General features: G+C 71.8%; 12 protein-coding genes. 3 read left to right on the top strand and 9 right to left on the bottom strand.

Annotation, left to right across the window (positions count from 1 at the left end; genetic code table 11):
* The 5 genes from BCF44_RS33835 to BCF44_RS33820 all read right to left on the bottom strand — a co-directional run bounded on the left by BCF44_RS33835 (position 1) and on the right by BCF44_RS33820 (position 7,351).
* Entirely contained in the window at positions 1-4,203 is a 4,203-nt protein-coding gene (locus BCF44_RS33835) for an nSTAND1 domain-containing NTPase (RefSeq protein WP_116178522.1), read from the bottom strand.
* A gap of 119 nt (positions 4,204-4,322) precedes the next feature.
* Positions 4,323-4,457, bottom strand: a complete 135-nt coding sequence (locus tag BCF44_RS58670; RefSeq protein WP_281283169.1) for a hypothetical protein — start codon at positions 4,455-4,457, stop codon at positions 4,323-4,325.
* A 66-nt stretch (positions 4,458-4,523) separates the two neighbouring features.
* Positions 4,524-4,946 (bottom strand): nuclear transport factor 2 family protein, encoded by a 423-nt coding sequence (locus BCF44_RS33830; RefSeq protein ID WP_116178521.1) that lies wholly within the window; start codon positions 4,944-4,946, stop codon positions 4,524-4,526.
* Positions 4,947-5,027: 81 nt separating this feature from the next.
* Complete coding sequence (locus BCF44_RS33825; protein ID WP_116178520.1) at positions 5,028-5,210, bottom strand: hypothetical protein; 183 nt, start codon at positions 5,208-5,210, stop codon at positions 5,028-5,030.
* Between the two features lie 5 nt (positions 5,211-5,215).
* Positions 5,216-7,351 (bottom strand): carbohydrate-binding protein, encoded by a 2,136-nt coding sequence (locus tag BCF44_RS33820; RefSeq protein WP_246015900.1) that lies wholly within the window; start codon positions 7,349-7,351, stop codon positions 5,216-5,218.
* A gap of 369 nt (positions 7,352-7,720) precedes the next feature.
* On the opposite strand from BCF44_RS33820, the gene BCF44_RS33815 reads away from it, so the two are divergent.
* Both BCF44_RS33815 and BCF44_RS33810 read left to right on the top strand, forming a co-directional pair.
* A complete protein-coding gene (locus BCF44_RS33815; protein WP_116178519.1) occupies positions 7,721-8,359 on the top strand; it encodes an HD domain-containing protein in 639 nt (212 codons plus the stop codon).
* A gap of 2 nt (positions 8,360-8,361) precedes the next feature.
* Positions 8,362-9,270, top strand: coding sequence for an NADP-dependent oxidoreductase (locus BCF44_RS33810; RefSeq protein WP_116178518.1), 909 nt, complete (start codon positions 8,362-8,364; stop codon positions 9,268-9,270).
* On the opposite strand, the gene BCF44_RS33805 is transcribed toward BCF44_RS33810, so the two are convergent.
* A complete protein-coding gene (locus BCF44_RS33805; protein ID WP_116178517.1) occupies positions 9,263-9,784 on the bottom strand; it encodes an SRPBCC family protein in 522 nt (173 codons plus the stop codon). The genes BCF44_RS33810 and BCF44_RS33805 overlap by 8 nt on opposite strands.
* A gap of 355 nt (positions 9,785-10,139) precedes the next feature.
* Between BCF44_RS33805 and BCF44_RS33800 the strand changes: the two genes are divergently transcribed.
* On the top strand, positions 10,140-10,691 hold the full coding sequence (locus BCF44_RS33800; RefSeq protein WP_211353329.1) for an allene oxide cyclase barrel-like domain-containing protein: 552 nt from the start codon (positions 10,140-10,142) through the stop codon (positions 10,689-10,691).
* A gap of 323 nt (positions 10,692-11,014) precedes the next feature.
* Here BCF44_RS33800 and BCF44_RS33795 read toward each other — a convergent pair whose 3' ends face one another.
* From BCF44_RS33795 to BCF44_RS55840, 3 genes are all read right to left on the bottom strand, one after another.
* Positions 11,015-14,236 carry a type I polyketide synthase gene (locus BCF44_RS33795; protein ID WP_425460103.1) on the bottom strand — a complete coding sequence of 1,074 codons (3,222 nt, stop codon included), beginning with the start codon at positions 14,234-14,236 and terminating at the stop codon, positions 11,015-11,017.
* 2 nt (positions 14,237-14,238) lie between these two features.
* Positions 14,239-24,513 (bottom strand): type I polyketide synthase, encoded by a 10,275-nt coding sequence (locus BCF44_RS57930; protein ID WP_116178516.1) that lies wholly within the window; start codon positions 24,511-24,513, stop codon positions 14,239-14,241.
* Between the two features lie 27 nt (positions 24,514-24,540).
* A partial coding sequence (locus BCF44_RS55840) for an acyl carrier protein (protein WP_170217879.1) occupies positions 24,541-25,200 on the bottom strand: 660 nt, incomplete at its 5' end.

Genomic DNA, 25,200 nt, shown 5'->3' with positions numbered 1-25,200 from the left:
TCACCCGCACGGCGGTTGGTAGTCGCGGCCCGGCAGGTACTGGTCCCACTGCTGGCGGCTGATCGGATCGCCCACGCTGGCGCAGATCTCGGTGACGAGGTGCGCGGGATCGGTGTCCCAGAGATCCACGCCGGCGCTGGCCCGCGAGATCGCCAGCGTCCGGCCGTCCGGGCTGATGGCCAGCGCGTAGAAGCCGAAGCTCTCGGCCGGCAGGTAGAACTGCCGGGTGGGACTGTCCGGATTGGACACGTCCCACATCTCGGGGCGCTCCAGCGTGTCCGTGCCGTTGGCGAAGCTGGCGATCAGGGCGAGCTGCTTGCCGTCGGGGCTGAACGCCAGCGGGCCGTAGCCGGGCTGCTCGCCGATGCCGACCTGGGTCGGCGTGCCGACCGGCCGGTGCTGGTCGACGTGCCACAGTCGCAGTGTGCCCGTGCTGTCGAACACCGCGAGCACGGAACCGTCCGGGCTGTACGCGAAGTCGGCGTGCACGCCCGACGGCAACCGCTGCTGCCACAACTGCCTGGGGTGAGCGGGATCGCTCACGTCGTAGCCGCGCAGGTCCATCCAGGTTGCCGCGCCGGTCTTGCCGGGATCGTTCTCCAGCACGGACACGGTGAACGTCGCCCCGTCCGGCGAGAACGCGAACGACCACGCCTCCACCGGCAACTGGGCGATCTGCTTGGGGTGCCCGGGATCGGCGACGTTGTAGAGCCGCACGGAGTTCGGTGCGACGTTCCCCGCGGCCAGGCCGTTGATGTCGGAGACCGCCAGGATCGGCTTGGTGGGGCTGAAGGCCAGCGCGCCGATGCCGTTGTCCAGCACGTCGATCGTGCCCACCGCCGAGCCGCCCGGGCTGCTGGTGCGGCGCAGGGCCACGCCGTAGTGCTGGCCGTCGGGGTAGAGCTCGGGCGCGGCCAGCAGCCGGCCGTCGGAGCTGAGCGCGATTCCGTTGGCGGTGAACAGATCGGGAGCCGGGATCGCCGCGGTCCTGGTCGGTGCGGACGGGTCGGTCACGTCCCAGATGGTGGTCACCCCGACGCCCTGCATGGCGATGAGCTGCTTCTTGCCGGCGGCCCTGTAGGCGAGCTGGCCGCCGGTGCCGGGGATCTCCGGCACGAGGCCCTTGGCCCCCGGCTGGTCGGGTTCGGCGACGTCCGACACGGTCACGCCGGTGTCGGTCGCCTGCAACACCTGATCGCCCTTGGGGCTGAAGACTGCGGCCCCGGCCGGGATGTCCATGCGGTCGGAGCTCGTCTCCGCGTCGGTCGATCCGAAGTCGGGACTCGTCCGGTACCGCAGCATGTGCCACTTCTTGTCACACACGGCGACGACATGGCCGGACCGCGGGCTGAAGGCGACCGAGGTCATCTTGTCGAGGCAGCTGTCGACGTGCGGGGCGATGTCGGAAACCTCGCTGGCGTACGGGATTCGCACCGGCGCCCGGGGATCGTCCATCTTCCACACGCTCGGGAATCCCGTCGCCGGCGTGTCGGCGTCGGGCTTGCCCGGGATCGCCAGGAACATCCCGGTCCGGTCGAAGGCGGCGCGATGCAGCGGATGCCCACCGGCGTCGCTGTCGAAGGGCACGACGGTGCCCTTCCTGAGCTGCGCCGGGCGGGCGGGATCGCTGACGTCCCACAGCTGGAGCACGCCGTCGACGCTCGTGCTGGCCATCAGGCCGCGCTTGGGCGAGACGGCGATGGAGTCGACCGCCGCGGTGTGCACCTTGAGGGGCGGCAGCACCTTGGGCGCATCGCGGTTGACGATGTCCAGGGCGAGGATGTCGCCGCTGTTCAGGCCCGCGAACAGGGTGTTGCCGTCCGGGGTGACGGCGAGCGAGGTCACGGTGGCGGGCACCGGCAGCGCGACACGCGGCCTGGGGTGGGCGAGGTCGGTGATGGTCCACAGCCGCAGCACGCCCGAACCCTTTTGCGGGTCCGTGCTGTCGAAGGCGGCGAGCAGCGTGCCGTCGCCGCTGATCGCCGTCGGGCCGCTGCGGAGGCCGCCGATCCGTCCTGACGCGCCGTGGCCGCGCAGCGTGATCCCGTCGCCCGTGGGCAGCGCCAGCACCTGGCCGTCGGCGTCGGGCACGATGTCCTTCACCGTCTCGCCGTCGTCGATCGTGCCGGGGCTGCGCTGGCTGGCCAGCACCGCGTCACGGCCGACGCCCGGGTTGATCCGGTACGACAGCAGGCTCAGCTGCTTGGCCAGGCCGGGATGCTTGGACCGCAGGGTCTCGGCCTGGGCCGCCAGGTGCCGCGCGAGGTCGCTGTCCTCCGCTCGCGCCGCCTCGGCGTGGAACGCGGCGGCGCCGACCAGCGCGATCGGGGCCAGCAGCGCGAGGACGGCGAGGGCGGCCACCACGAGCCGGCGGCGTCCGTGGTCGCGGCGGTCCCGGCGCCAGGAGGCGTCCATCAAAGCGGCGGATCCCGGTTCGAGCTCCGCGTCGGCGGACTCCGCCGCCCGGTGGGCGGTTGCCTTGAGCCGGTTTCCCTTGTACAGCAAGGAAGGGTCGCGGTCGGCACGTTCCCAGGCCTCGGCGTCGGCGGCCAGCCGCCGCCGGGCGTGCCGCCAGTCCCGGTCGGCGTCCACCCACTCGGCCAGCCGGGGCCAGTGCCGCGGCAGGACTTCGTGCGCGACGCGGACCGTGTCGCCGTCCACGGTGAGCAGCCCGGCCTCGGTGAACCGGTCGATCACCGGCTCGGCGGCATCGTCCAGGAGCGCCGCGAGCTCGACCGGCCGGGCGGTGTCGGGACCCTGGTCGCCGACCTGCACGAGGCGGGGCAGGATGCGCCGCACCGCCGCCTGCCCGGCCGCGTCCAGCTCCCCGTACGCCTGCTCGGCCGAGGTCGCGATGGCGTTCTCGACGCCGCCCGCGGCGCGGTAGCCGGCGACGGTCAGCCGGTCGCCCTCGCGCCGCTGCCAGGTCGCCCGCAAGGCGTGGGCCAACGCCGGCAGCTCGGCCGCCTCCGCCAGGATCGCCTCGGTGAGGCGGGGTTCCAGCTCCGCCGGTCCCTCGATGGCGGCGCGGAGCTCGTCCTGCGTCATGGGTTCGACGAGCACCTGGTTGTCCCGCAGCGCCGTGCGTAGTTCCGGGAAGGCGGCGGCCTGGGCGTAGAAGTCGGCCCGCAGCGCCAGAACGACCCGGCAGTCCGGCACAGTGGTGATCTTCTGCACGAATTCCGCGCGCTCGTGCGGATCGGTGCAGCGGGTGAACAACTCCTCCAGTTGGTCGACCACCACGATCGGCTGGCCGGCCACCGCGCCCAGGGCTCGGAGCGGATTCGCGCCCGGCGTCAGGCAGACATGCGGCTCCGGCAGCGCCGGCAGCAGTCCGGCGTGCAGGAGTGAGGTCTTGCCCGAGCCGGCCGGTCCGACCAGCGTCAACGGGGTGTCGCCGAGCCGCGCCAGCAGCCGTTCGGTCATCTCCTGACGCCCGAAGAACAGGCCGGCGTCGGCGATCCCGAACGGTCGCAGGCCGGGGTACGGGCAGCGATCGGGCGCGGGTTCGGGCGGAGGCGGCGCGTCGAACGGCACCGCCGGATTCGTCGCGAGCACGACGTTGCCGCCGGCCTGCCGGCGGGGGAGCGGCAGATTCTGCTCGCGCATCGCTCGGAACATCGCGTCGTACACCGCGTCCGGCGTCAGCAGGTGTGGCGCGGCGGGGTCGCCGCGGAGGAACAGGTCGATCAAGGCCCCAGTGAACGCCGTGTGCGCACCGTTCGGGGCGAGAGTCAGCGGTCCCGCCGACGTGATGACGTACGGACCGTGCGCGGCCTCCGCTGTCGCCGCACTGTCGGGCGGCAGGAAGCAATCCAGCGTCACGAGCACCGTGGCCGCCCCACCGGCGGCCAGCGCCTGCGACAGCGAACCGACCGAGAGTGCTTGGTATTCGGTCAAATCCGGCAGCGGATCGCCGGTGTCGGCGGCTGCCAGGCACAGTCGCCCACCGGTGCCGATCACCGCGTAGCCGACGAAGTGGACCCACAGCACCGATACCGCCTGCCGCGCCTCCTCGCCGATGACGGCCGCCATCGTGCGGACATCCGGTGGATCCAGCACCACTCCAGGGTTGACGCCGAGCCGCTGGGTCAGCGCCGCGCTCAGGTCATGAGCGCTCCGCGCGATCGCCAGTACGGAACCGTCGCGCGCGGAACTGGCGATGACCAGCACCCGAACGCCTTCGCCGGACATGTCGGTCATATGCAGTCGAGGCGGTGGGCCCCGTCCCCCTTGTCGGTGAGAGGTCTGGTCACCTCACACAGTGGCGGGGCGGTGGCGCCGGTGCAGGAGGTTCCCACGGTTTCCACCGAACGGACGCATCAGTTCGGCAATGGCAGCACGAGTCGCGGCTCGGCGATGGTGTGGTCGGCACGCGGGGGCTTGACGGCCGTGCCGATGGCGAAGAACTCGGTGGTGTGCCCGGGCCGGCGGTGGGGGAGCGACAGCAGCTGCACGCCGCCGATGCTCTCGGCCTCCTCATCGGCACCGGCGAGTGGATCAGCGATGTGGTTCGGCAGACGTCAGCCGGGGGCGTTGTGGAAGTAGGCGAGCTCCTGTGTGCGGTCGGCGATGCGCCAGCCGTTCTCGGTGCGGACGAACCGGTCGATGTACCAGAGGCCCACGAACAGCACGCGGCCGCCCTCGAGCACCATCGGGTTGTGGCACATGGTCCGCCCGGTGGCGGTGTCCCCGGCCAGCTCGATCTTGCTGGGGGCGATCAGGTGCTGCGAGACGGTGAAGTTCGCCAGGGCCTTCGCCAGGAACGCCTTGATCGCGGGCAGGTCGCCGTGCGCCCCGCCGGTGGCGCGGAAGTCGATGGTGGCGTCCGGGGTGAAGATCACGTCGAGCGCGTCCCACTCCCGGCGGTCGACCGCGTGGCTGTAGTCCACCAGCAGGTCCTGGATCTCCAGTCGGTCCGACAGCTCCCGGAGCGATTTGGTCATCCCACGCCTCTCACCGGCCGCGATTAACGTGTCACCTTGTCACGATAATCGCAGCCGGGGCGCTCGGGAGGCAAGGGACCGTCAGGAGTCCAGCTCCGCCAGGACGACGGCCGGGGCGACCTGGTCGATCGACTCGACGACCAGGACCCCCACGGCCGTGCGCAGGTGCGTGCCCACCCGAACCCGCACGGTGCGCCAGCGCCGGAACACCATCGTCATCGAACCGTCGGCGATCCCATCCAGGACGGCGCGCTTGATGAGCATGGCGCCTAGTGTGCGACCTCCAGGTAGTCCAGGTTGGGTGTGCCGCCGGCGTCGGCGGAAGTGAGCCGGATCGTGTTCGTGCCGGCGTTCAAGGGCACGGTCGCGGTGGCATCCGCCCAGGTGTCCCAGGACGCCGTGGGAGCGAAGGACAAGGTGCCGGCCGCGGCCCCGTTGACGGTCAGGGTCGCCGTGCGGGTGGTGGTCGTGCCATTGGCGTACCGGAACGTGAGGGTGACGTCGCCCGAGAAGCCCTGCACGCCGGTCCACTCCATGGACGAACCGGTGGCATTGGTGGTGTTGCAGAAGCCGGTGCCCGAGTAGCCGGTGTGGTTGGAGTCGATGGTGCCCTGGCAGGCGCCGTTCTCCGCCTCGTACCGGTCGGCGGCCGGCGGGGTCGCGGCGCCGACGTAGTTGGACCCGATCCACGAGTCGTCGATCCGCAGCAGCTTGTAGTGCGTGGAATCGCTGGACGCGGCCCAGGTGCTGTCGACCTCCAGCTTCACGTACCGCGCGCTGGTGGTGGGCAGGTCGATGAACTGCACGCCGCGGTGGCTGGGCAGCGTTCCGCTGGCCACCGCGCTGCCCCAGTCGGTGCCGTTGGCCGACACGAACACCTTGTACGCCTTGATCCGCGCCGACTGCTCGGTGGCCGACCGGGCGTAGCTGACCGAGTCCTCACGCTGGTTGATCGCCAGATACTGCACCGGCTTGGAGGAACCGAGGTTGTAGGTCAGCGACACCGGCAGCGTCTTGTTGTTGTCCCAGTACGTCAGGTAGCTGCCGTCGGCCGCGACGGAGGCGGCGTGCCCGCTGGCCGAGGCGGTGGCGCTCATGGTGTAGGTCGACGCCGGGTAGATGCCGCTGCGGCCGTTGGTGTCGACCTGGAACACGGTGTCGTACGGGTCCCAGCCGGACAGGCCGGTCAGCGTCAGATAGCCGTTGCCCTGGGTGAAGGAGACGGACGCGCCGGTGCGGAAGTTGGTCACCTTCGCGACCTGGTACCCGTTGTCGCGGATCTTGAGCGTGCTGCCGGACGGCTTGGTCAGCACGTGCACGAACTGGAGGTCGGGGTTGGTCTTGCTGATCGTGGTGACGCCCTGCGAGCCGTCGTTCCAGAAGCCGGGCTGGAGGCCGCCGTACATGTAGCCGCCGCCCTCGGTGCCGGTGACCGAGCCCCAGATCTGGTCCAGGTAGCCGTTGAGGAAGTTGTTGTAGTCCAGCTGTTTGCTCGGGAACTTGCCGTTGACCATGGCGGTCTCGTCCATCAGCGACTTGATCGACGAGCCGGCGTTGGCGATGTAGCGGCCGACGTTGAGCCCCTTGTCGACGGTGGAGTCGGTGCCGGTGTACCACCAGGCACCGGTGTCGGGCAGCTTGTAGTCGGCCTCGATCAGCCGCGGCGCCGCCGTCCACACCGCCTGCGGGTAGTCGTAGGCCGGGGTCATGCCGGTCTTCTGCTCGTTGCTGACCATGTCCATGATCGGCGTGTCTTCGTTGTTGTTGCTGAGCGTGTAGTTCGGCCGCTTGGCCTGGATCTGCTGGTAGAGGTTGTGGTCCAGCCAGTACTGGCTGTCGTTGTCGATCCAGAACCCGCCCAGGTCCGGGTAGCGGTCCATGACCTCGAGGAAGTTGTCGTAGCTGAACTCGCCGAAGCCGTTGTTGGTGGTCAGGTCGACCTTGTGCCCGGCGTATTTGGAGAAGCCGGCCGAGTCGAGCCAGTCCTTGCCGGCCGGCAGCCCCTCGTTGTGCCACTGCGGGTCGTTGGTCATGTACAGGATCGTGCGCATGCCCGCCTTCTTGGTGGCGGCGATCAGCTCACCGAGGAAGTCGCGGGTGGTGTGGCAGCTGCCCGGGATCGCCGACGGCCACGGCCGCGCGTAGCCGAGGCGGCTGTGGAACGTGGCGAGCACGATGTACTGCGCGTGCAGCTTCTTGGCCTCGGTGACCCAGTAGTCGGCGCTCCAGCCGCCCTTGGTCACGTCGGACTCCCAGGCGCCGCAGTCGGTGTGGGCGGGGGAGGTGCGTTCACCCCAGTGCAGGAACAGGCCCGCGGTGGACGCGCGCAGGAAGTCCTGCCGGGGGTTCTGCAGGTCGGCGTTCGCCGACGGCGCCGCCACCACCAGTCCCGCCGCGACCAGCATCGCGGCTCCATAGGCAAGCAGTCGCCTCAGGCGGCCCATCGTGACCTCCGCAATCACGTGTCAGCGCCGGCGGACGCGGTCGCGCGTCGCCGACTACCACGCGGCGGGGTGGCGGTCGATAGATCGGATGTGTTGGGGCCGAAACGCCGATGTCGGAGATGACGATCCGGGCTGGACCGCTTGCCAAACCGGCCTTCCGGGTGTCCAACGGGTCGTGCCGAGCGCACGCGAGCGTAGGAGTGATCCGACCTTCATGTCAATCGCCCGGCGAATCGGGGCCCGGGGCCGATCCGGTCGATGTCCTGATACGTGGGATTGGTGTCCTGCGGACAACCGGTGCGAACGGGCGGTCGGGGGCAGCATGGAGGCATGTCAAAGGTCATCGCGGGCGTGGAGGTCCCCTGGACGGAGGCGGCCGCCGAGGCGTCCCGGCGCATCCTGGAGACGGCCGGCCCGCTCATCCACGGGCACTCCCGCCGCGTCTTCTTCTTCGGCCAGCTGCACGCGGAGCGGCTGGGCATCAAGCCCGACCCGGACCTGCTGTACCTGGCCGCGATGTTCCACGACGCCGGCCTGCACACGCCGTACTCCGACGCGGTGCAGCGGTTCGAGGTCGACGGGGCGGACCACGGGCGGAAGTTCCTGCTGGAGCACGGTTTCTCCGCCGCGGCCGTGGACACCGTGTGGACGGCGATCGCCCTGCACACCACGCCAGGCATCCCCGGCCGGATGGGCCCGGAGATCGCCGCCATCCACCTCGGCGTGCTCACCGACGTCGCTGGTGTCGGCCTGGACGACCTGGACCCCGATCAGGTGAAGGAGATCCTGGCCGTGCACCCGCGGGGCGATTTCAAGAACGAGTTCCTGCGGTCCTACTTCGAGGGGCTGCGGGACCGCCCCGAGACTACGATCGGAACCGTGAATGCAGACGTCGTATCGCACTTCATGCCCGGATTTCGGCCCTCGACCTCCGTCGAGCGCATCCTTGACGCACCATGGCTGAGCTGACGATGCGAGCGATCGTCGTACGGGATCGTGACGCCGGCGTCGGCGGCCTGACGCTGACCGACCTGTCGTATCCGCATGCTGCCGAGAACGACGTGATCGTGCGGGTGCACGCCGCCGGCTTCACGCCCGGCGAGCTCGACTGGCCCGCCACCTGGACCGACCGAGCCGGCCGTGACCGCACGCCCGGCGTTCCCGGGCACGAGCTGTCCGGCGTCGTCGTCGAGCTGGGCTACGGCACCACCGGCCTCACCGTCGGCCAGCGGGTGTTCGGCCTGACCGACTGGACCCGCAACGGTTCCCTCGCCGAGTACACGGCCGTCGAGGCCCGCAACCTCGCGCCGCTGGCCGCCGACATCGACCACACCGTGGCGGCGGCGCTGCCGATCTCCGGGCTGACCGCGTGGCAGGGCCTGTTCGACCACGCCCGGCTCACCGTCGGCCAGACCGTCCTGATCCTCGGCGCCGCCGGCGGTGTCGGCTCGATCGCCGTCCAACTCGCGCGGGAGGCAGGAGCCCGGGTGATCGGCAGCGGCCGGTCCGACGACCGGGATGTCGTGCTCGGCCTTGGCGCACATGAGTTTCTGGACGTCGACGCCCTGTCGGGGGCCGGCGAGGTCGACGTGGTGTTCGACGTCATCGGCGGCGACATCCTGGAGCGGGCAACCGCGCTGGTACGCCCCGGCGGCACCCTCGTCACCATTGCCGCACCGCCTACCGCGCAACCGAAGGACGGCCGTGCCGTGTTCTTCGTCGTCGAACCCGACCGCGCCCGGCTGGCGGACCTCGCTCAGCGGGTCCGCGAGGGCCGCCTGAGGCCCATCGTCGGCGACGTCCGGCCGCTCGCGGAGACCGCCGCCGCGTTCGCCCGCCACCGCCGCACGCCCGGCAAGACGATCATCCAGGTCACTTGAGGCGTTCGCGCAGCCCGGCCGCCATGCCGGCGATGGTGGCGAAGTCGAAGAACTCACCGAGGGTCTCGGCGAGCCGCCGGTGTCTGACCGGCGCCAGCCGGAGCCGGAGCAGCACCCTCGTTCCCGAACCGGCCGGGCGCAGCGTGATCGACCAGCTGACCAGGGTGTGGCCGCGGCGCGAGGTGTAGACCAGCGACCGCGGAGGATCGACGGCCGCGACCTCGAACGTCTCGTCGCGGCCGCCGTAGTCGGGAATCACGTCGCCGACGCGCAGGTTCGTCCAGCGGGGGTCCAGCCGTCGCAGCGCACGCCGCCGCGGCGGCAGCAGACGCTCGACGCGGCGGGGGAGATACCAGCCGGCGCGGCGTTTGCCGAGTTGGGCCAGCCACGGCCACACCGCCTCCGGCGGCGCCTCGACGGTGAAGCCGCGGTCCATCACGACGTCGGCGGGGGCCACGAGGTCGTCGCCGGGGCGGGGCTCGGCACGTTCCGCGAGCGTGGCTCGGACCCGCATCGACCGCTCCCTTCGCTGTTCGGCTCGACGGCGTCCCGGCGGGCCTGTCAAGCCTGGTCGACTCTCACAGTTTCGCAGGCAGGACACGCAGAACATGGGCAATATCATCATCCGGCACTGGCTGCGGGGAACTCAGGGGCCGGGGTTGACTGGCCAACTTCCAGGGCGAGGGCCGCGCCGCCGCGGTGCACCGGCGGCGTGCGGTGCTCCGGCTGTGACCCGAATCGTTCAGACCGGTGGCTATGGGCCGGGTCGGCCAATGTCAGCTTTAGGGCTGGTTCAGCGGCGGTGGCTACGTTGTGGCACAGCCGATTCGTCCGGCAGCCAGGTGTAGCCAAGCAAAGGGGACCGACTGATGACCGTGCGGACCAGCGGAGTGCGACTACCGGCCGCGGTGACGGCAGTGCTCTCCGAGCTGTCCTCGTTCGCCATCAGCAAGCTGGTGGCACCGCCGTTCGCGCCGGCGAAGGATGATCCCCGGTTGGCCGATCCGGCCAATTCCCTGGTACTGGTCGACCTCGCCGAGAAGTTGCTCAAGTACGAGTCGAACAACAAGGACTTCACCGGGGAGAGCCCGACGGTGAACGACCACGCCGAGGTCGAGTACGAGTTCTTTGACGCCAAGGGCGACAAGATCGGCCAGAGCAAGGGCGTCGGCCAGATGCTCTACCAGCGCGAGGACGGCGGGTTCGTGGCCTACTTCGGCGAGGAGATCCGGCTGCGGGACGGCAACGTCATCCGCACCGGCGGCCTCATCGACGACGCCCGGCTGACCGCGGGCGAGCAGGCGACCATCACGGCGGTGGGCGTCGCGGGCCCCTTCCGCGGCGCGGTCGGATTCCGGCAGTTCCGGCCGGTGGTCCCGCACAAGGAATACGCGTCCGCGATCGTGCTCTATCGTCGCTGATCCGATTCGCGGCAGGGCGGTGGCCGGGAGATCCGGCCACCGCCCTTGTCGTTGTGCGGCCAGGCGTCGGAACCCGCGCCAGCTCGGCATCCCTGACCGCACCACGCGGGAGTAGGCTGCCCGCGGCAAGGGGTACCTGCGTATTGCTGGGTCGGCTGTCCTTCAGCGCTCACTGCCCAGGTCCTACTGGGACGGCCTCGGTCTGTCGGGACTGCACGGTAGTTGGCGCGGGCTCAGGACCATGGCTCGACGAACCGCCGGATGCGGGCCCGCATGTCCGGTGGTTCGGGAGGAGGGCCGGGCGACCCGACCCTCCTATTCGATCACGCGGTGAGTTCGGCGCGGAGGTAGCGCGCCAGCGCGGCCGGAGTCGGGTGGTCGTAGATGGCGATCGGCGGCAGGTCCACGCCGGCTTCGGTCTTGAGCCGGTTGCTCAGTTCCAGCGCGGTGAACGAGGAGAAACCCAGGTCGATCAGGCTGTGTTCACCGTCGATCCGCTTCGGTGACGCACCGAGGACGGCGGCCACGTGCCGGCACAGCAGGTCGAGCAGCAGGGTCTCCTGTTCCGCGGCCGGTGCGGCGACAACTTTCCGCAGCCACGACGAGTCGGCGGGCTCGGGCGGGACGGGCACTTCGACGCGATTCGTGGCGCGCCAGTCCGACAGCGCCGGCCACAGCCGCGCCAGCGCGGCCCGCAGCGGTCCGTCGAGGCCGAGGGTGTCGGCGAGTTCGGTGCTGTCGGGCTGGTCCAGCGCGGCGAGGAACCGGCCTTCCGCCGATGACGTGCGCACGCCGAGTGCGGACTGGTCCAGCCAGTAGCGGTCGGACTGGAAGGGATAGGTGGGCAGGTCCAGCCGATAGCGCACGGGGCCGATGCGCCAGTCGACCCGCGTCCCCCGCGCGTGCAGCGCGCCGATGGCGGTGGCCACGGTCGTCAGCTCCGACCGGTCCGGGCGCAGAACCGGCGCGAACACCGGGTCGGGGGTGGCGCCGGTGAGACACTGCGCGCCGAGACCGGACAGGGTCGCGTCCGGGCCGAGTTCGACGAAGCGGTTCGCGCCCAGCCCTTCCAGCAGCCGCATGCCGTCCAGGAAGCGGACGCCGCCGCGAAGATGGGCTGTCCAGTAGTCCGGCGACGCGAGCTGCGCGGCGCCGGCCAAGCCGCCGGTCACGTTGGACACCAGTGGAATCCGTGGCGGCGCGAAGCTGAGCTTGCCGGCGACCGCACGGAAGATGTCCAGCACGCCGTCCATGTGCGGCGAGTGGAACGCGTGACTGACCCGCAGACGGCGTGCCTTCACGCCCTGCGCGCGCAGATCGGCGACCAGTCGTCGGACGGCCTCGGCGTCCCCGGACACCACCGTCGACCGTGGACCGTTGACGGCCGCGACGGACACCAGGTGCTCCTGACCGGCCAGCAGCGGCGCGACGATGTCCTCGCCCGCCTGAACGGACACCATGGCCCCGCCGCCGGGTGCGGCCTGCATCAGCTTGCCCCTGGCCGCGACCAGAACGGCCGCGTCGGCCAGGCCGAGGACGCCCGCCGCGTGCGCCGCGGCCAACTCGCCGATGGAATGGCCGATGAGGTAGTCCGGGGTGACGCCGAAGGACCGCACCAACCGGTACAGGGCGGTTTCCACGGCGAACAGCGCGGCCTGGGTGAACGCGGTCTGGTCGAGCAGGGCGGCGTCGGCGTGTCCGGGCTCGGCGAAGATCACGTTCCTTATCGGTCGATCGAGGAACGGGTCCAGGTGCGCGCACACCTCGTCCAACGCCCGCGCGAACACCGGTTCGCTCGCGTAGAGCTCGCGCCCCATGCCCAGTCGCTGGCTGCCCTGTCCGGTGAACAGGAAGGCCGTCGCCCCGGGCCGGGGTTCGCCCCGGACCACGGTGGCGGCGGCCGCGCCGTCCGCCACCGCGGCGAGGCCGGCCAACGCCTCGGCGCGGTCGGCGGCGGCCAGCACCGCCCGGTACCTGAACTCGGCCCGCCCGGTGATGAGCGCGGCGCCGATGTCCCCGAGCGGGACGTCGGGATTCGCCGTGACGTATTCGGACAGTCGAGCGGCCTGCCGGCGCAGGGCTTGCTCGGTGCGAGCGGACAACACCAACGGCAGAATCGCCGGCCTCGAGGTCTCCTCGGGCGTCTCGGCCGGCGCCTGTTCCAGGATGACGTGCGCGTTGGTGCCGCTGATGCCGAACGAGGACACCGCGGCGCGCCTCGGCCGATCCACCTCGGGCCAGTCGACCGCGTCGGTCAGCAGCTCGACCTCGCCGGCCGACCAGTCCACGTGCCCGGACGGCGCGTCCACGTGCAGTGTCTTCGGCACGATGCCGTGCCGCATGGCCAGGATCAGCTTGATCACGCCGGCCACGCCGGCCGCGGCCTGGGTGTGGCCGATGTTCGACTTCACCGAACCGAGCAGCAGCGGGAGCGGTCGGTCCCGGCCGTAGGTCGCCAGCAACGCCTGGGCCTCGATCGGATCGCCCAGCGTCGTGCCGGTGCCGTGCGCCTCGACGACGTCCACATCGGACGGATCGAGCTCGGCGTCGGCCAGCGCCGCGCCGATGACCCGTTGCTGGGCCGGCCCGTTCGGCGCGGTCAGGCCGTTGCTGGCGCCGTCGGCGTTCATCGCGGAGCCCCGGATCACCGCCAGCACGGGATGGCCGTTGCGCCGCGCGTCGGAAAGCCGTTCCACCACCAGCTGGCCGACGCCTTCGGCGAAGCCGGTGCCGTCGGCCGCCGCGGCGAAGGCCCGGCAGCGGCCGTCCGGGGACAGCCCGCGCTGCCGGCTGAACTCCACCAGCAGCGCCGGATTGGCCATCACGGTCGCGCCGCCGGCCAGGGCCAGGTCGCACTCGCCGGTGCGCAGCGCCCGGACGGCCAGGTGCAGGGCGACCAGCGACGAGGAACAGGCCGTGTCCACGGTGAGTGTTGGCCCCTCGAAGCCGAACGTGTAGGCGATCCGGCCGGACGCGATGCTGGCCGCGTTGCCGGTGAGCAGGTAGCCGTCGAGGCCGGCGGGCGGCGGTGCGGACAGCGGCACGTACTCCTGCCCGACCAGGCCGGCGAACACGCCGGTCCGGCTTCCGCGCAGCGTGTGCGGCGGGATGCCGGCCCGTTCCAGCGCCTCCCAGCTGGTGGTCAGCAGCAGCCGCTGCTGCGGATCAAGGGCCAGCGCCTCACGGGGCGTGATGCCGAAGAACTCGGCGTCGAACTCGTCCGCGTCGGTCAGGAACCCGCCGGACCTGGTGTAGCTGGTGCCGCTGTGGTCCGGATCGGGATCGTAGAGACCGGCCAGATCCCAGCCGCGGTCCTTCGGGAGTTCGGTGATCGCGTCCACGCCGTCGGCCACCAGCCGCCACAGGTCCGCCGGGGTGCGCACGCCACCCGGGAACCGGCACGCCATGCCGATGACGGCGATCGGCTCGTGCCGCGCCGTCTCCAGCTCGCGCAGCCGTTCGCGGGTGCCTCGCAGGTCCTCGGCGACCCGTCGCAGGTAGTCGACGAGCTTGTCCCGGTCCGCATCGTGTTCCGACATGGCCACTCCTACCGATCGGACAGTCGCCCGATTTCGTTGTCGATGAAGTCGAAGATCTCCTGGGCCGACACCCGGTCGGCCGGTGCGGGCGGGGCGGTTTCGAGCCGGTCCAGGTCGGTGACCAGCCGGCGCAGCCGCGTGGCGATCTCGGTGCGCGTCGCGTCGTCCGGCCTGATACCGGACAGCGCGCGGTCCAGCCGGTCGAGTTCGGCCAGCACCTCGTCGGTATCGGACGGAGCCGGTTCGAGCACCAGCTCGGTGCCCAGCCGACCGGCCAGCGCCTCCGCCGTCGGGTAGTCGAAGATCAGAGTGGGTGCCAGCCGCAGGCCGGTCGCCGCGCTGAGCCGGTTGCGCAGCTCGACCGCGGTCAACGAGTCGAAACCCAGTTCCTTGAACGTCCGATCCGGGTCGACCGCCTGCGCGCCGGCATGGCCGAGCACGGTGGCCGCCTGCTCGCGGACCAGGTCGACGAGTGCCGCCGCCCGATCCGGGTCGGCGAGTCCGGCCAGGCGGCGGAGCAGCTTGTCCTCGTCGACCGCCGCCTCGGCGGCGCGCGGCACGGCGGTTGCCGCCAAACTGCGGAACAGCGGCCCCGCGTCGCGCAGCGCGGCCGGATCCAGCCCGCTGGCGACCAGCCCGGCTCGCTCCGCCGCCACCGCGCTGTCGAACAGGCGCAGGGCCTGTTCGTCGCCCAGCGGAACCAGTCCGGCCCGGCGCAGGCGATCGCGCTCGGCCCGGTCGAGCCGGGCGGTGATCCCGCTGGCGCGTGCCCACAGCCCCCATGCGATCGAGGTCGCCGGCAGGCCGAGCGATCGGCGGTGCTCGGCGAGTGCGTCGAGGAAGGTGTTGGCCGCGGCGTAGTTGCCCTGCCCGGCCCCGCCGAACACGCCGGCCACCGAGGAGAACAGCACGAACGCGGCCAGGTCGAGGTGCCGGGTGAGCTCGTGCAGATGCCAGGCCGCGTCCACCTTCGGCCGCAGCACGGCGGCAAGCCGCTCCGGGGTGAGCGAGTCGAGCACGCCGTCGTCGATCACGCCTGCGGTGTGCACCACGGCGGTGAGCGGGTGCGCCTGACCGACCCTGGCCAGCAGACCGAGCACACCGTCCCGTGTGGACACATCGGCCGCGGCGACGTCGACCCGTGCGCCCAACTCCGTCAGCTCCGTCACCAGCTCGTCGATGCCGGCGGCGGCCGGGCCGCCGCGGCTGGCCAGGAGCAGATGCCGGACACCGTGTGCGGTGACGAGGTGCCGCGCGGTGCTGGCGGCAAGGGCCCCGGTGCCGCCGGTGATCAGCACGGTGCCGTTCGGGTCGAGTTCGTGGGGAATGGTCAGCAACACCTTGCCGATGTGCTTGGCCTGACTGAGGAACCGGAACGCGTCCGGTGCCTGGCGCACGTCCCAGGCGGTGTGCGGGGACGGCCGCAGCGCACCGCGTTCGAACAGCGCGAGCAGTTCGGTCAGCATCTGCTGGATGCGGTCCGGGCCAGCGTCCATCAGCTCGAAGAACCGGTAGGCGACCCCGGGGTGCTCGGCCGCGACCCGATCCGGATCGCGGATGTCCGCCTTGCCCATCTCGACGAATCGCCCGCCCGGCCCGAGCAGCCCCAGCGAGGCGTCCACGAACTCCTTGGTCAGCGAGTTCAGCACCACGTCGACGGCGCCGAACCGGTTGGCGAAGTCCAGCGTCCGCGACGACGCGATCCGGTCGTCGGCCAGGCCCAGCTCCCGCAGCACCGGCCACTTGCCGGGGCTGGCCGTGCCGTACACGTCGGCGCCAAGGTGCCGGGCCAGCTGCACGGCCGCCATGCCCACGCCGCCGGTGGCCGCGTGCACCAGGATCGACTCGCCCGGACGGAGTTCGGCCAGGTCGACGAGGCTGTAGTACGCGGTGAGCCACACGGCGGGGACCACCGCCGCCTGCGCGAAACTCCACTGGTCGGGCATCCGGCCGACCAGCCGGTGATCGGTCGCCGCGACCGGGCCGATCGCGCCGGGGAACAGCCCGAACACCCGGTCGCCGACGGACAGCCCGGCCGCGTCGGGACCGACCTCGGTCACGACGCCCGCGCCTTCGCTGCCCAGCAGGATCTCGCCCGGGTACATGCCCAGCGCGAACAGCACGTCCCGGAAGTTCAGGCCGGCCGCGCGGATCGCCACCCGGATCTGACCGGCGCCCAGCGGCTGTTCCTCGATCTCCTGGAGCGCGAGGTGCTCCAGGGTGCCCCGGCCGTCCAGGCCGAGCCGCCAGGCGTCGGCGGCGGGTGCGATCAGGCCGCCGTGCGCGCGCCGGGACAGCCGGGTTGCGTGCAGCGCGCCGTCCCGGACGGCCAGCACGGGCTCGTCGCTCGCCAGCGCCGCCGGCAACGCCGCGGCGGAGTCACGGATGCCGATGTCCAGCAGAGTGATCCGGCCCGGATGCTCGGCCTGGGCGGACCGGACCAGGCCTCGAACCGCGGCGGCGGCGAGATCCCGGACCGGATCCCCGCCCACCACGCCGACCGCGTCGCGGGTCAGCACCACCAATCGGCTCGCGGCGAACCGCTCGTCGGCGAGCCACCGTTGCAGCACATCGAGCACCCGACCGGTCAGTCGGTGCGTCGCCACGTCGAGCGGCAGCTCGGGGTCGCCGGCGACCGACAGGACGACAACCTCGGCCGGGTCGTCGAGCTGATCGGCCGGCAGCACGTCGGCCAGGCCGAACGGGTCGCCGCCGATGAGCTGGATCCGTGCCGGCGGCGGATTGTCGACAACGGGAAGCACCGACCAGTCGACTTGGTACAGGCCGTCGGGCGTGGTCCGGTGCAGCGCGGTGAGTTGGGCCTTGTCGAGCGGCCGGACGGTGAGCGCGTCCGCGGTCAGGACCGGGGCGCCGCTCGGATCGGCGACGAGCAGCGCGACGGTGTCCGCCCCGGCCGGCGTGATCCGGACCCGCAGCGCGGTCGTGCCGACCGCGTGCAGAGTCACCCCGGTCCAGGAGAACGGCAGCCCGGCCGAGTCGAGGGCGCCGAGGCCGAGCCCGTGCAGGACGGCGTCCAGCAGGGCCGGGTGGATGACGAACTCGGAGGCGTCCGCCCGCTGCTCGGCCGGAAGCGTGATCTCGCCGAAGATCTCGTCGCCGCGTCGCCAGCCCGTCTGGAAGCCCTGGAAGGCGGGCCCGTACTGGAATCCGACGGCCGCGAATCCCGCGTACAGCCCGCCGGTGTCGACGTGGTCGGCACCGGCCGGCGGCCAGTTGGCCAGCGTTTCGCGGATTGGCTCCGACGTCGGGCTCAGCCGACCCGTCGCGTTGGTGGTCCACGGTGTCGGGTCGAGTGGGTCGTCCGCGCGGTGCGGCCGGGAATGCACCGCCACCGTGCGGAATCCGCGTTCGTCCGCTTGGTTGACGGCGACCTGGAGATCGATCGCCCCGTGCTCGGGCAGCAGGAGCGGCGCGGCGAGCACGAGTTCGTCGATCCGGTCGCAGCCGACCCGCTGGCCGGCCTGGAGCGCCAGTTCGACGAATCCCGTTCCTGGGAACAGCACCGCGCCGCCGACCGCATGCCCGGCCAGCCACGGGTGCGTGCGCAGCGCGATCCGCCCGGTCAACAGGAACCCGTCGCCGTCGGCCGGCCGGATCACGGCGCCGAGCAACGGGTGTCGCAGCGCGCCGAGACCCAGGTCGCCGGCGTCGCCGACGACAGCCGGTGCGTCCAGCCAGAACCGCTTGTGCTGGAACGCGTAGGTGGGCAGTTCGACCACGGGCTGGTCGCCGAACACCGGCGCCCAGTTCACGGCCACTCCGTGTACGTGGGCCGAGGCGATCGCGCCGACGAACGTCTCGACCTCGGGTCGGTTCTTGCGCTGGGCCGGGATGAGGACGGTGTCGTCGTCGAGGATGGCATCGACCAGTGGGGTGAGCACGGCATCGGGCCCGATCTCCAGGTACGTGCGCACACCCAGTTCGTGCAGGGTCTGGATGCCGTCCGCGAACCGCACGGTCTCGCGCACCTGCCGCACCCAGTAGTCCGGCGAGTCGAGCGACGCGCCCGGGTCCACGGTGGACACGATGGGGATGCGCGGCGCGTGGAAGGTGAGTCCGGCGGCCACCGCGGCGAATTCGGCCAGCATCGGTTCCATCAGCGGTGAGTGGAACGCGTGGCTGACCCGCAGCCATCGACTGTCCACATCGGTCAGTCCGGCCGCGATGTCGGCGAGTTCCTCGGCGTCGCCGGACAGCACCACCGCGTTCGGCCCGTTGATCGCCGCGATCGACACCCGATCGCCCAGATGCTCCGCGACCCGCTCCGGCCTGCATCGCACGGCGAGCATGGCGCCGCCGGTCGGGAGGGCTTGCATGAGTCGGGCTCGTGTTGTGACGAGGGTGGCGGCGTCGGTGAGGTTCAGTATGCCGGCGATGTGTGCGGCGGCGATTTCGCCGATGGAGTGGCCGATGAGGTGGTCGGGGGTGATGCCGAAGGATTGGACGAGGTGGTGCAGGGCTACTTGGTACGCGAAGAGCGCCGGCTGGGTGTACCGGGTCTGGTTGACGAGGTCGGTGTCGTGGATGGCCTCGGTGATCGGGAGGCCGAGGGCCGTGCACACCTCGTCGAAGGCCGTGGCGAAGGTGGGGTACGTGTCGTGGAGCCGTTGGCCCATGCCCTGTCGTTGGCTGCCCTGGCCGGTGAACAGGAACGCGATCCGGCCGGGCGCGCCGGCCCGGGCCCGAATGATGTTCGGTGCGCTGGTGCCGTTCGCCAGGGCGCTCAGGCCGGCCAGGGCCTCGTCCCGGTCGGCCGCGACGACCGCGGCCCGCTGCGGCAGACCGGCTCGGCTGGTGACCAGGGTGCGGCCGATGGCGGCCAGGTCGGCGTCCGGGTTCGTGACCAGGTGCGCGTGCAGCACGGCCGCCTGCCCGGCCAGTGGCCCGCGGGCCGTGAGCACCAGCGGCACCGGCCCGTCCACCGCGGCGGGGATTGGGTCCTCACCTGGCGGCGCGGCTTCGATGATGACGTGCGCGTTGGTGCCGCTGATGCCGAACGCGGACACCCCGGCCCGGCGCGGGTGATCGGTCTGCGGCCAGGGCGTCGGCTCGGTCAGCAGGTCGATCGATCCCGACGTCCAGTCCACCCGCTCGGACGGCGCGTCGACGTGCAGGGTCTTCGGCAGGATCCCGTGCCGCATGGCCATGATCATCTTGATCACGCCGCCCACCGCCGCCGCGGCCTGCGTGTGGCCGATGTTGGACTTGAGCGAGCCGAGCAGCAGCGGTCGCTCGCGATCCTGGCCGTACGTGGCGAGCAGCGCCTGGGCCTCGATGGGGTCGCCGAGGGTGGTGCCGGTGCCGTGCGCCTCGACGGCGTCCACATCGGACGGACCGAGCCCGGCCGAGGCCAGCGCGGCACGGATCACGCGTTGCTGGGACGGGCCGTTCGGCGCGGTCAGGCCGTTGCTGGCGCCGTCGGAGTTGACGGCCGAGCCCCGGACGATCGCCAGCACCGGATGGCCGTTGCGCCGGGCGTCGCTCAGGCGCTCCACCACCAGCTGGCCCACGCCCTCGGAGAAGCCGGTGCCATCGGCGGAATCCGCGAACGCGCGACACCGGCCGTCCGGCGACAGCCCGCGCTGCCGGCTGAAGTCCAGCAACAGATGCGGAGTCGCCATCACGGTGACCCCGCCGGCCAGCGCGAGATCGCACTCGCCGTTGCGCAGCGCCTGCGCGGCCAGGTGCAGCGCGACGACCGAGGAGGAACAGGCGGTGTCCACGGTCAGGGCGGGCCCGACCAGTCCGAACGCGTAGGCGACGCGGCCCGACGCCACGCTGTTGGCGTTGCCGGTGCCGAGGTAGCCTTCGAAGCCCGCCGGCGTGTTGTTCTCCAGCCGGGCCCAGTAGTCGTTCACGTTGACCCCGGTGAACACGGCGGTTCGACTGCCCTGCAACGAAAGCGGGTCGATGCCGGCGCGTTCCACCGCCTCCCACGCGGTTTCCAGCAGCAGCCGCTGCTGCGGGTCGGTGGCCATCGCCTCCCGCGGATTGATGCCGAAGAAGTCGGCGTCGAACTGGTCGGCGTCGTACAGGAACCCGCCGTTTCGGGTGTATACGGTGCCCTGGTGGTCCGGATCGGGGTGGTAGAGCTCATCCAGCCGCCAGCCGCGGTTGGCGGGGAACTCGCCGATCGCGTCCACACCGTCGATCAGCAGCTGCCACAGGTCCTCGGGCGAGCGCACGCCGCCCGGATACCGGCACGCCATGCCGACAACGGCGATCGGCTCATCGACCGGTGTCACCCGCGCCGCCGTCCGTGCGGTGACCGGTTCGCCGCCGATCTCGGCACTGAGGTGACCGGCCAGGGCGGCCGGCGTGGGGTGATCGAACACCAGGGTCGCCGGCAGCCGCAGGCCGGTGGCCGCAGCCAGCCGGCCGCGCAGCTCCACCGCGGTCAGCGAGTCGAAGCCGATTTCACGGAACGACCGCCCCGACTCGATCTCCTCGGTCCCGTCGTACTTCAACACCGCGGCCGCCGTCCGACGGATCACGTCCAGCAGTGCGGTGACGCGCTCCGCGTCGGGCAGGCCGGCGAGCCGGTCGGTCGGCCCGGCAGCCTCGGCGTCCGCGGCCGTCCGCCGCATCGGGACGGGTGCCGTGCGCGGGGCCGGCTCGGGTGCGACGACCAGTCGGCCGAGGTCGACGGGACGCAGGGCCAGCGTCTCGACCTCAGCGACCGGAGCACCGGTCGGGTCCGCGATGGTCACGGCGACCGTGTCCGGCCCGATCGGCGACACCCGCACCCGCACGGCGCGTGCGCCCACCGCGTGCAGCGCCACCCCGGTCCAGGCGAACGGCAGTGCCACCGGCGAACTCGGGTCGGACCGCTCGCCGACGGTGGCGGCGGCGAGTACCTGAACGGCCGCGTCGAGCAGCGCGGGATGCAGCCCGAAGCCGGCCACGCCCACCTCGTCCGGCAGGCGCGCTTCGCCGTACAGGTCGGCGCCGACCCGCCACAGCGCCCGCAGGCCGTGGTAGCTCGGCCCGTAGCCGATCCCGAGATCGGCCAGCCGGTCGTAGAATCCGGCCAGATTCACCGGTTGTGCGTCGGCCGGTGGCCAGACCGCCAGGCCCTCCGGTTCTTGTGCCCCAGTGGCAAGGTAGCCAGTGGCAAGGTAGCCAGTGGCAAGGTAGCCGGTGGCGTGCCGGGTCCAGTCCTCACCGTGCCGGGCATGCACCGCGAACTCGCGCCGCCCCGTGCCGTCGGGCTCGGCCACCGTGACCTGCACATCGACTCCGTCGGCCGGCAGCGCCAGCGGCGCCACCACGAGCAGCTCCTCGATCCGGTCGCTGCCAACCTGATCGGCGGCGCGCAGCGCCAGTTCGACGAACGTGGGCGCGCTGACCAGCGTGGTGTCGCCGACACTGTGTTCGGCCACCCAGGGCTGATGCCGGGGCGCCAGGTGGCCGGTGAGCAGCGTTCCGGCGCCGTCGGCCAGCCGGATGCTGGCGCCGAGCAGAGCGTGTTCGGTGGCGGTCAGGCCGAGATCGGCCGTGTCGGCGGCCGCCTCCCGCGCGTCCAGCCAGTGCCTGCGGTGCTGGAACGGGTAGGTCGGTAGGTCCAGATGGCGGCCCGGTCCGGTACCGAACACCGTGCGCCAGTCCACGGTCGCCCCGTGGGTGTACGCGGTGGCAAGCGAGGTGAGAAAGCGGGTCCGGCCGCCCTCGTCTCGACGCAGCGATCCGGTCGCCAGCGCCGTTTCGCCGATGTCGGCCTCGTCCAGCGACTCCTGCACGCTGACCGTCAGCACCGGGTGCGGACTGGTCTCCACGAACAGCCGGTGGCCGCGTTCGATCAGGTGCCCGACGGTGTCGGCGAAGCGGACCGTGGCGCGCAGGTTGCGGAACCAGTACTCGGCGTCGAGACCAGTGGTGTCCACCTCCCTCGCGGTGACCGTGGAGTAGAACGGCACCTCGGCCCGGCTGGGCGTGATGTCGGTGAGCACGTCGAGCAGGTGTTCGCGCAGCGGCTCGACCTCGGCCGAGTGCGATGCGTAGTCCACCGGGATGACCCGGGCCCGGATGCCGTCCGACTGGCAGCCGGCCACGAACCGCGCGAGGGCGTCCGCGTCACCGGAGATGACGGTCGACTGTGGACCGTTGACGGCGGCCACGCTCAGTTCCGCCCCGATCCGCGCCGCGGCCCGGTCGGCCGGCAGCGCCACCGAGGCCATCCCGCCCGTCCCCGCGATCCGGCGGATCGCCTTGCTGCGCAACGCGACCACCTTCGCGGCATCGGCCAGCGACAGCGCGCCGGACACGTAGGCGGCCGCGATCTCGCCCTGGGAGTGGCCCACCACGGCGGCCGGTCGAACGCCGTGCGAGCGCCACAGCTCGGCCAGCGACACCATCACCGCGAACAGCGCGGGCTGAACCACATCGACCCGCTCCAGCGACGGCGCGTCGCCCGTGCCGCAGATCAGGTCGAGCAGCGACCAGTCCACGTGCGGCGCCAGCGCCTCGGCGCAGGCGTGCAGCTGCGCGGCGAACACCGGCGACGTTTCCAGCAGCTCCCGGGCCATGCCCGGCCACTGCGAACCCTGGCCGGGAAAGACGAACACCACCGGCCCGGACTCGGCCACAGCCGGCGGCACCACGGTGGCGGCACTCTCCCCGGCGGCCAGTGCGGCCAGCCCGGCGGCCAGCTCCTCGGCGTTGGCGCCGATCACGGCCGCCCGGTGGGGAAGGGCCGCCCGCTCGGTCGACAGCGCCCGGCCGAGCTCGGCGGCCGCCACGTCCGGCTCGGCCAGCACGAACTCACGCAGCCGCGCCGCCTGGTCGGCCAGCGCGGTCGCGGACCGGGCCGACACCAGCAGCGGCACGGCGCCAATCGAATCGCCGGCGTCGATCGGAGCAGCGTCAACGGGATCGGCGGCGGGTGCCTCTTCCAGGATCAGGTGGGCGTTGGTGCCGCCGACCCCGAACCCCGACACCCCGGCCCGCCGTGGCCGGTCACCGGCCGGCCAGGCGACCGGCTCGGTGAGCAGCGACACCGCTCCGGCCGACCAGTCCACCTGCGGTGACGGCTGTTCGACGTGCAGTGTCCTGGGCAGAACCCCGTGCCGCAGCGCCTCGACCAGCTTGATCACGCTGGCCGCGCCGGCGGCGGCCTGGGTGTGGCCGATGTTGGACTTGATCGAGCCGAGCAGCAGGGGTTGTTCGCGGTTCTGGCCGTAGGTGGCGAGTAGGGCGTGGGCTTCGATGGGGTCGCCGAGGGTGGTACCGGTGCCGTGGGCCTCGACGGCGTCCACATCGGACGGTCGCAGCCCGGCCGCGGCGAGTGCGGCGCGGATCACGCGTTGCTGCGAAGGCCCGTTCGGCGCGGTCAGCTGACTGCTCCGGCCGTCCTGGTTGACCGCGGAACCCCGGATCACCGCCAGCACGGGATGGCCGTTGCGCCGGGCGTCGGACAGCCGTTCCAGCGCGAGAATGCCGACGCCTTCGGCCCAGCCGGTGCCGTCCGCGCCGGCCCCGAAGGCCTTGCACCGCCCGTCCGGGGACAGGCCCCGCTGCCGGCTGAACTCGATGAACGTGTTCGGCGTCGCCATCACCGTGACGCCGCCGGCCAGCGCCAGCTCGCACTCGTCGTTGCGGAGGGCCTGGGCGGCGAGGTGCATGGCGACCAGTGATGACGAGCAGGCGGTGTCGACACTGACCGCCGGACCGGTCAGGCCGAAGGTGTAGGACACGCGACCGGATGCGACGCTGCCGGCACTCCCGGTGCCGAGGTATCCCTCGAAGCCGTCCGGTGTGCGGCCGAGCAGGCGCAACGCGTAGTCGTCGTACATGATCCCGGTGAAGACGCCGGTTCGGCTGCCGTGCAACGAAAGCGGGTCGATGCCGGCGCGTTCCACCGCCTCCCAGGAGGTTTCCAGCAGCAGCCGCTGCTGCGGGTCGATCGCCGCCGCCTCGCGTGGGTTGATCCCGAAGAACGCGGCGTCGAACTGGTCGGCGTCGTGCAGGAAGCCGCCGGCGCGGGTGTAGACCTTGCCGGGCCGGTCCGGATCGGGGTCGTAGAGCTCGTCGAGCGGCCAGCCGCGATTGGTCGGGAACTCGGAGATCGCGTCGACGCCGCCGTCGACGAGCCGCCAGAGATCCGCCGGGGTGCGCACCCCGCCGGGGAAGCGGCAGGCCATGCCGATGATCGCGATGGGCTCGCCGGCGCGGGTTTCCACGTCCCGCAGGCGCTGTCGCGTCTTCTGCAGGTCACCGGTCACCCGGCGGAGGTAGTCCCGCAGCTTGTCCTCGTTGCTCGTCATGCGATGTCGTCCGTCCCCCGGAACCGGTCAGGAGATGCCCAGTTCGTTGTCGATGAAGTCGAACAGTTCGTCGTCGGAGGTGGCGCTCAGCGTCGAGTCCACGGTGTCGATCCGCGCCGGTTGCGCCGCTGGCGACAGCAGTTCGGCGAGGTGGTCGGCCAGTTCACCGGGCGTGGGATAGTCGAAGGTCAGCGTGGTTTCCAGCCGCAGTCCGGTGATCTCGTGCAGCTGGTTGCGCAGTTCCACCGCCGTCAACGAGTCGAAGCCGAGGTCGAGCAGGCCGCTGCGGTCGTCGATGCTCGCGGGCGAGGCGTGTCCGAGCACCGCCGCGATGCGGGCCCGCACCTCGTCCCGCACGGTCTCCCGCACCTGCTCGGATGTCATGCCGGCCAACCGATCCGTGAGGGAGTCGGCGGCGGTCGCCGGACTTTCCCTGGCCGGCAACAACTTCCGGAACAGCGCGGGGCGTCCGGTCAGCCCGGACAGGTCGAACACGGTCGGCACCAGCACCGGCTCCGGCCGGCCCAGGGCCGCGTCGAACAGCGCCAGCCCCTGGGCCGTGGACATGGGCACGATGCCGGTCCGCCCGATCCGGCCGAGGTCGGTGTGGGTGAGGGTGGTGGCCATGCCGGTGTGCCAGAGTCCCCAGTTGAGGGTGGTGGCGGGGAGTCCGTGGTGGTGTCGGTG

This window comes from Kutzneria buriramensis, from assembly GCF_003387475.1.
GTDB lineage: Bacteria > Actinomycetota > Actinomycetes > Mycobacteriales > Pseudonocardiaceae > Kutzneria > Kutzneria buriramensis.
Note: the sequence above shows the minus strand (reverse complement) of the source record. Positions and strands in the feature narration are given on the sequence as shown.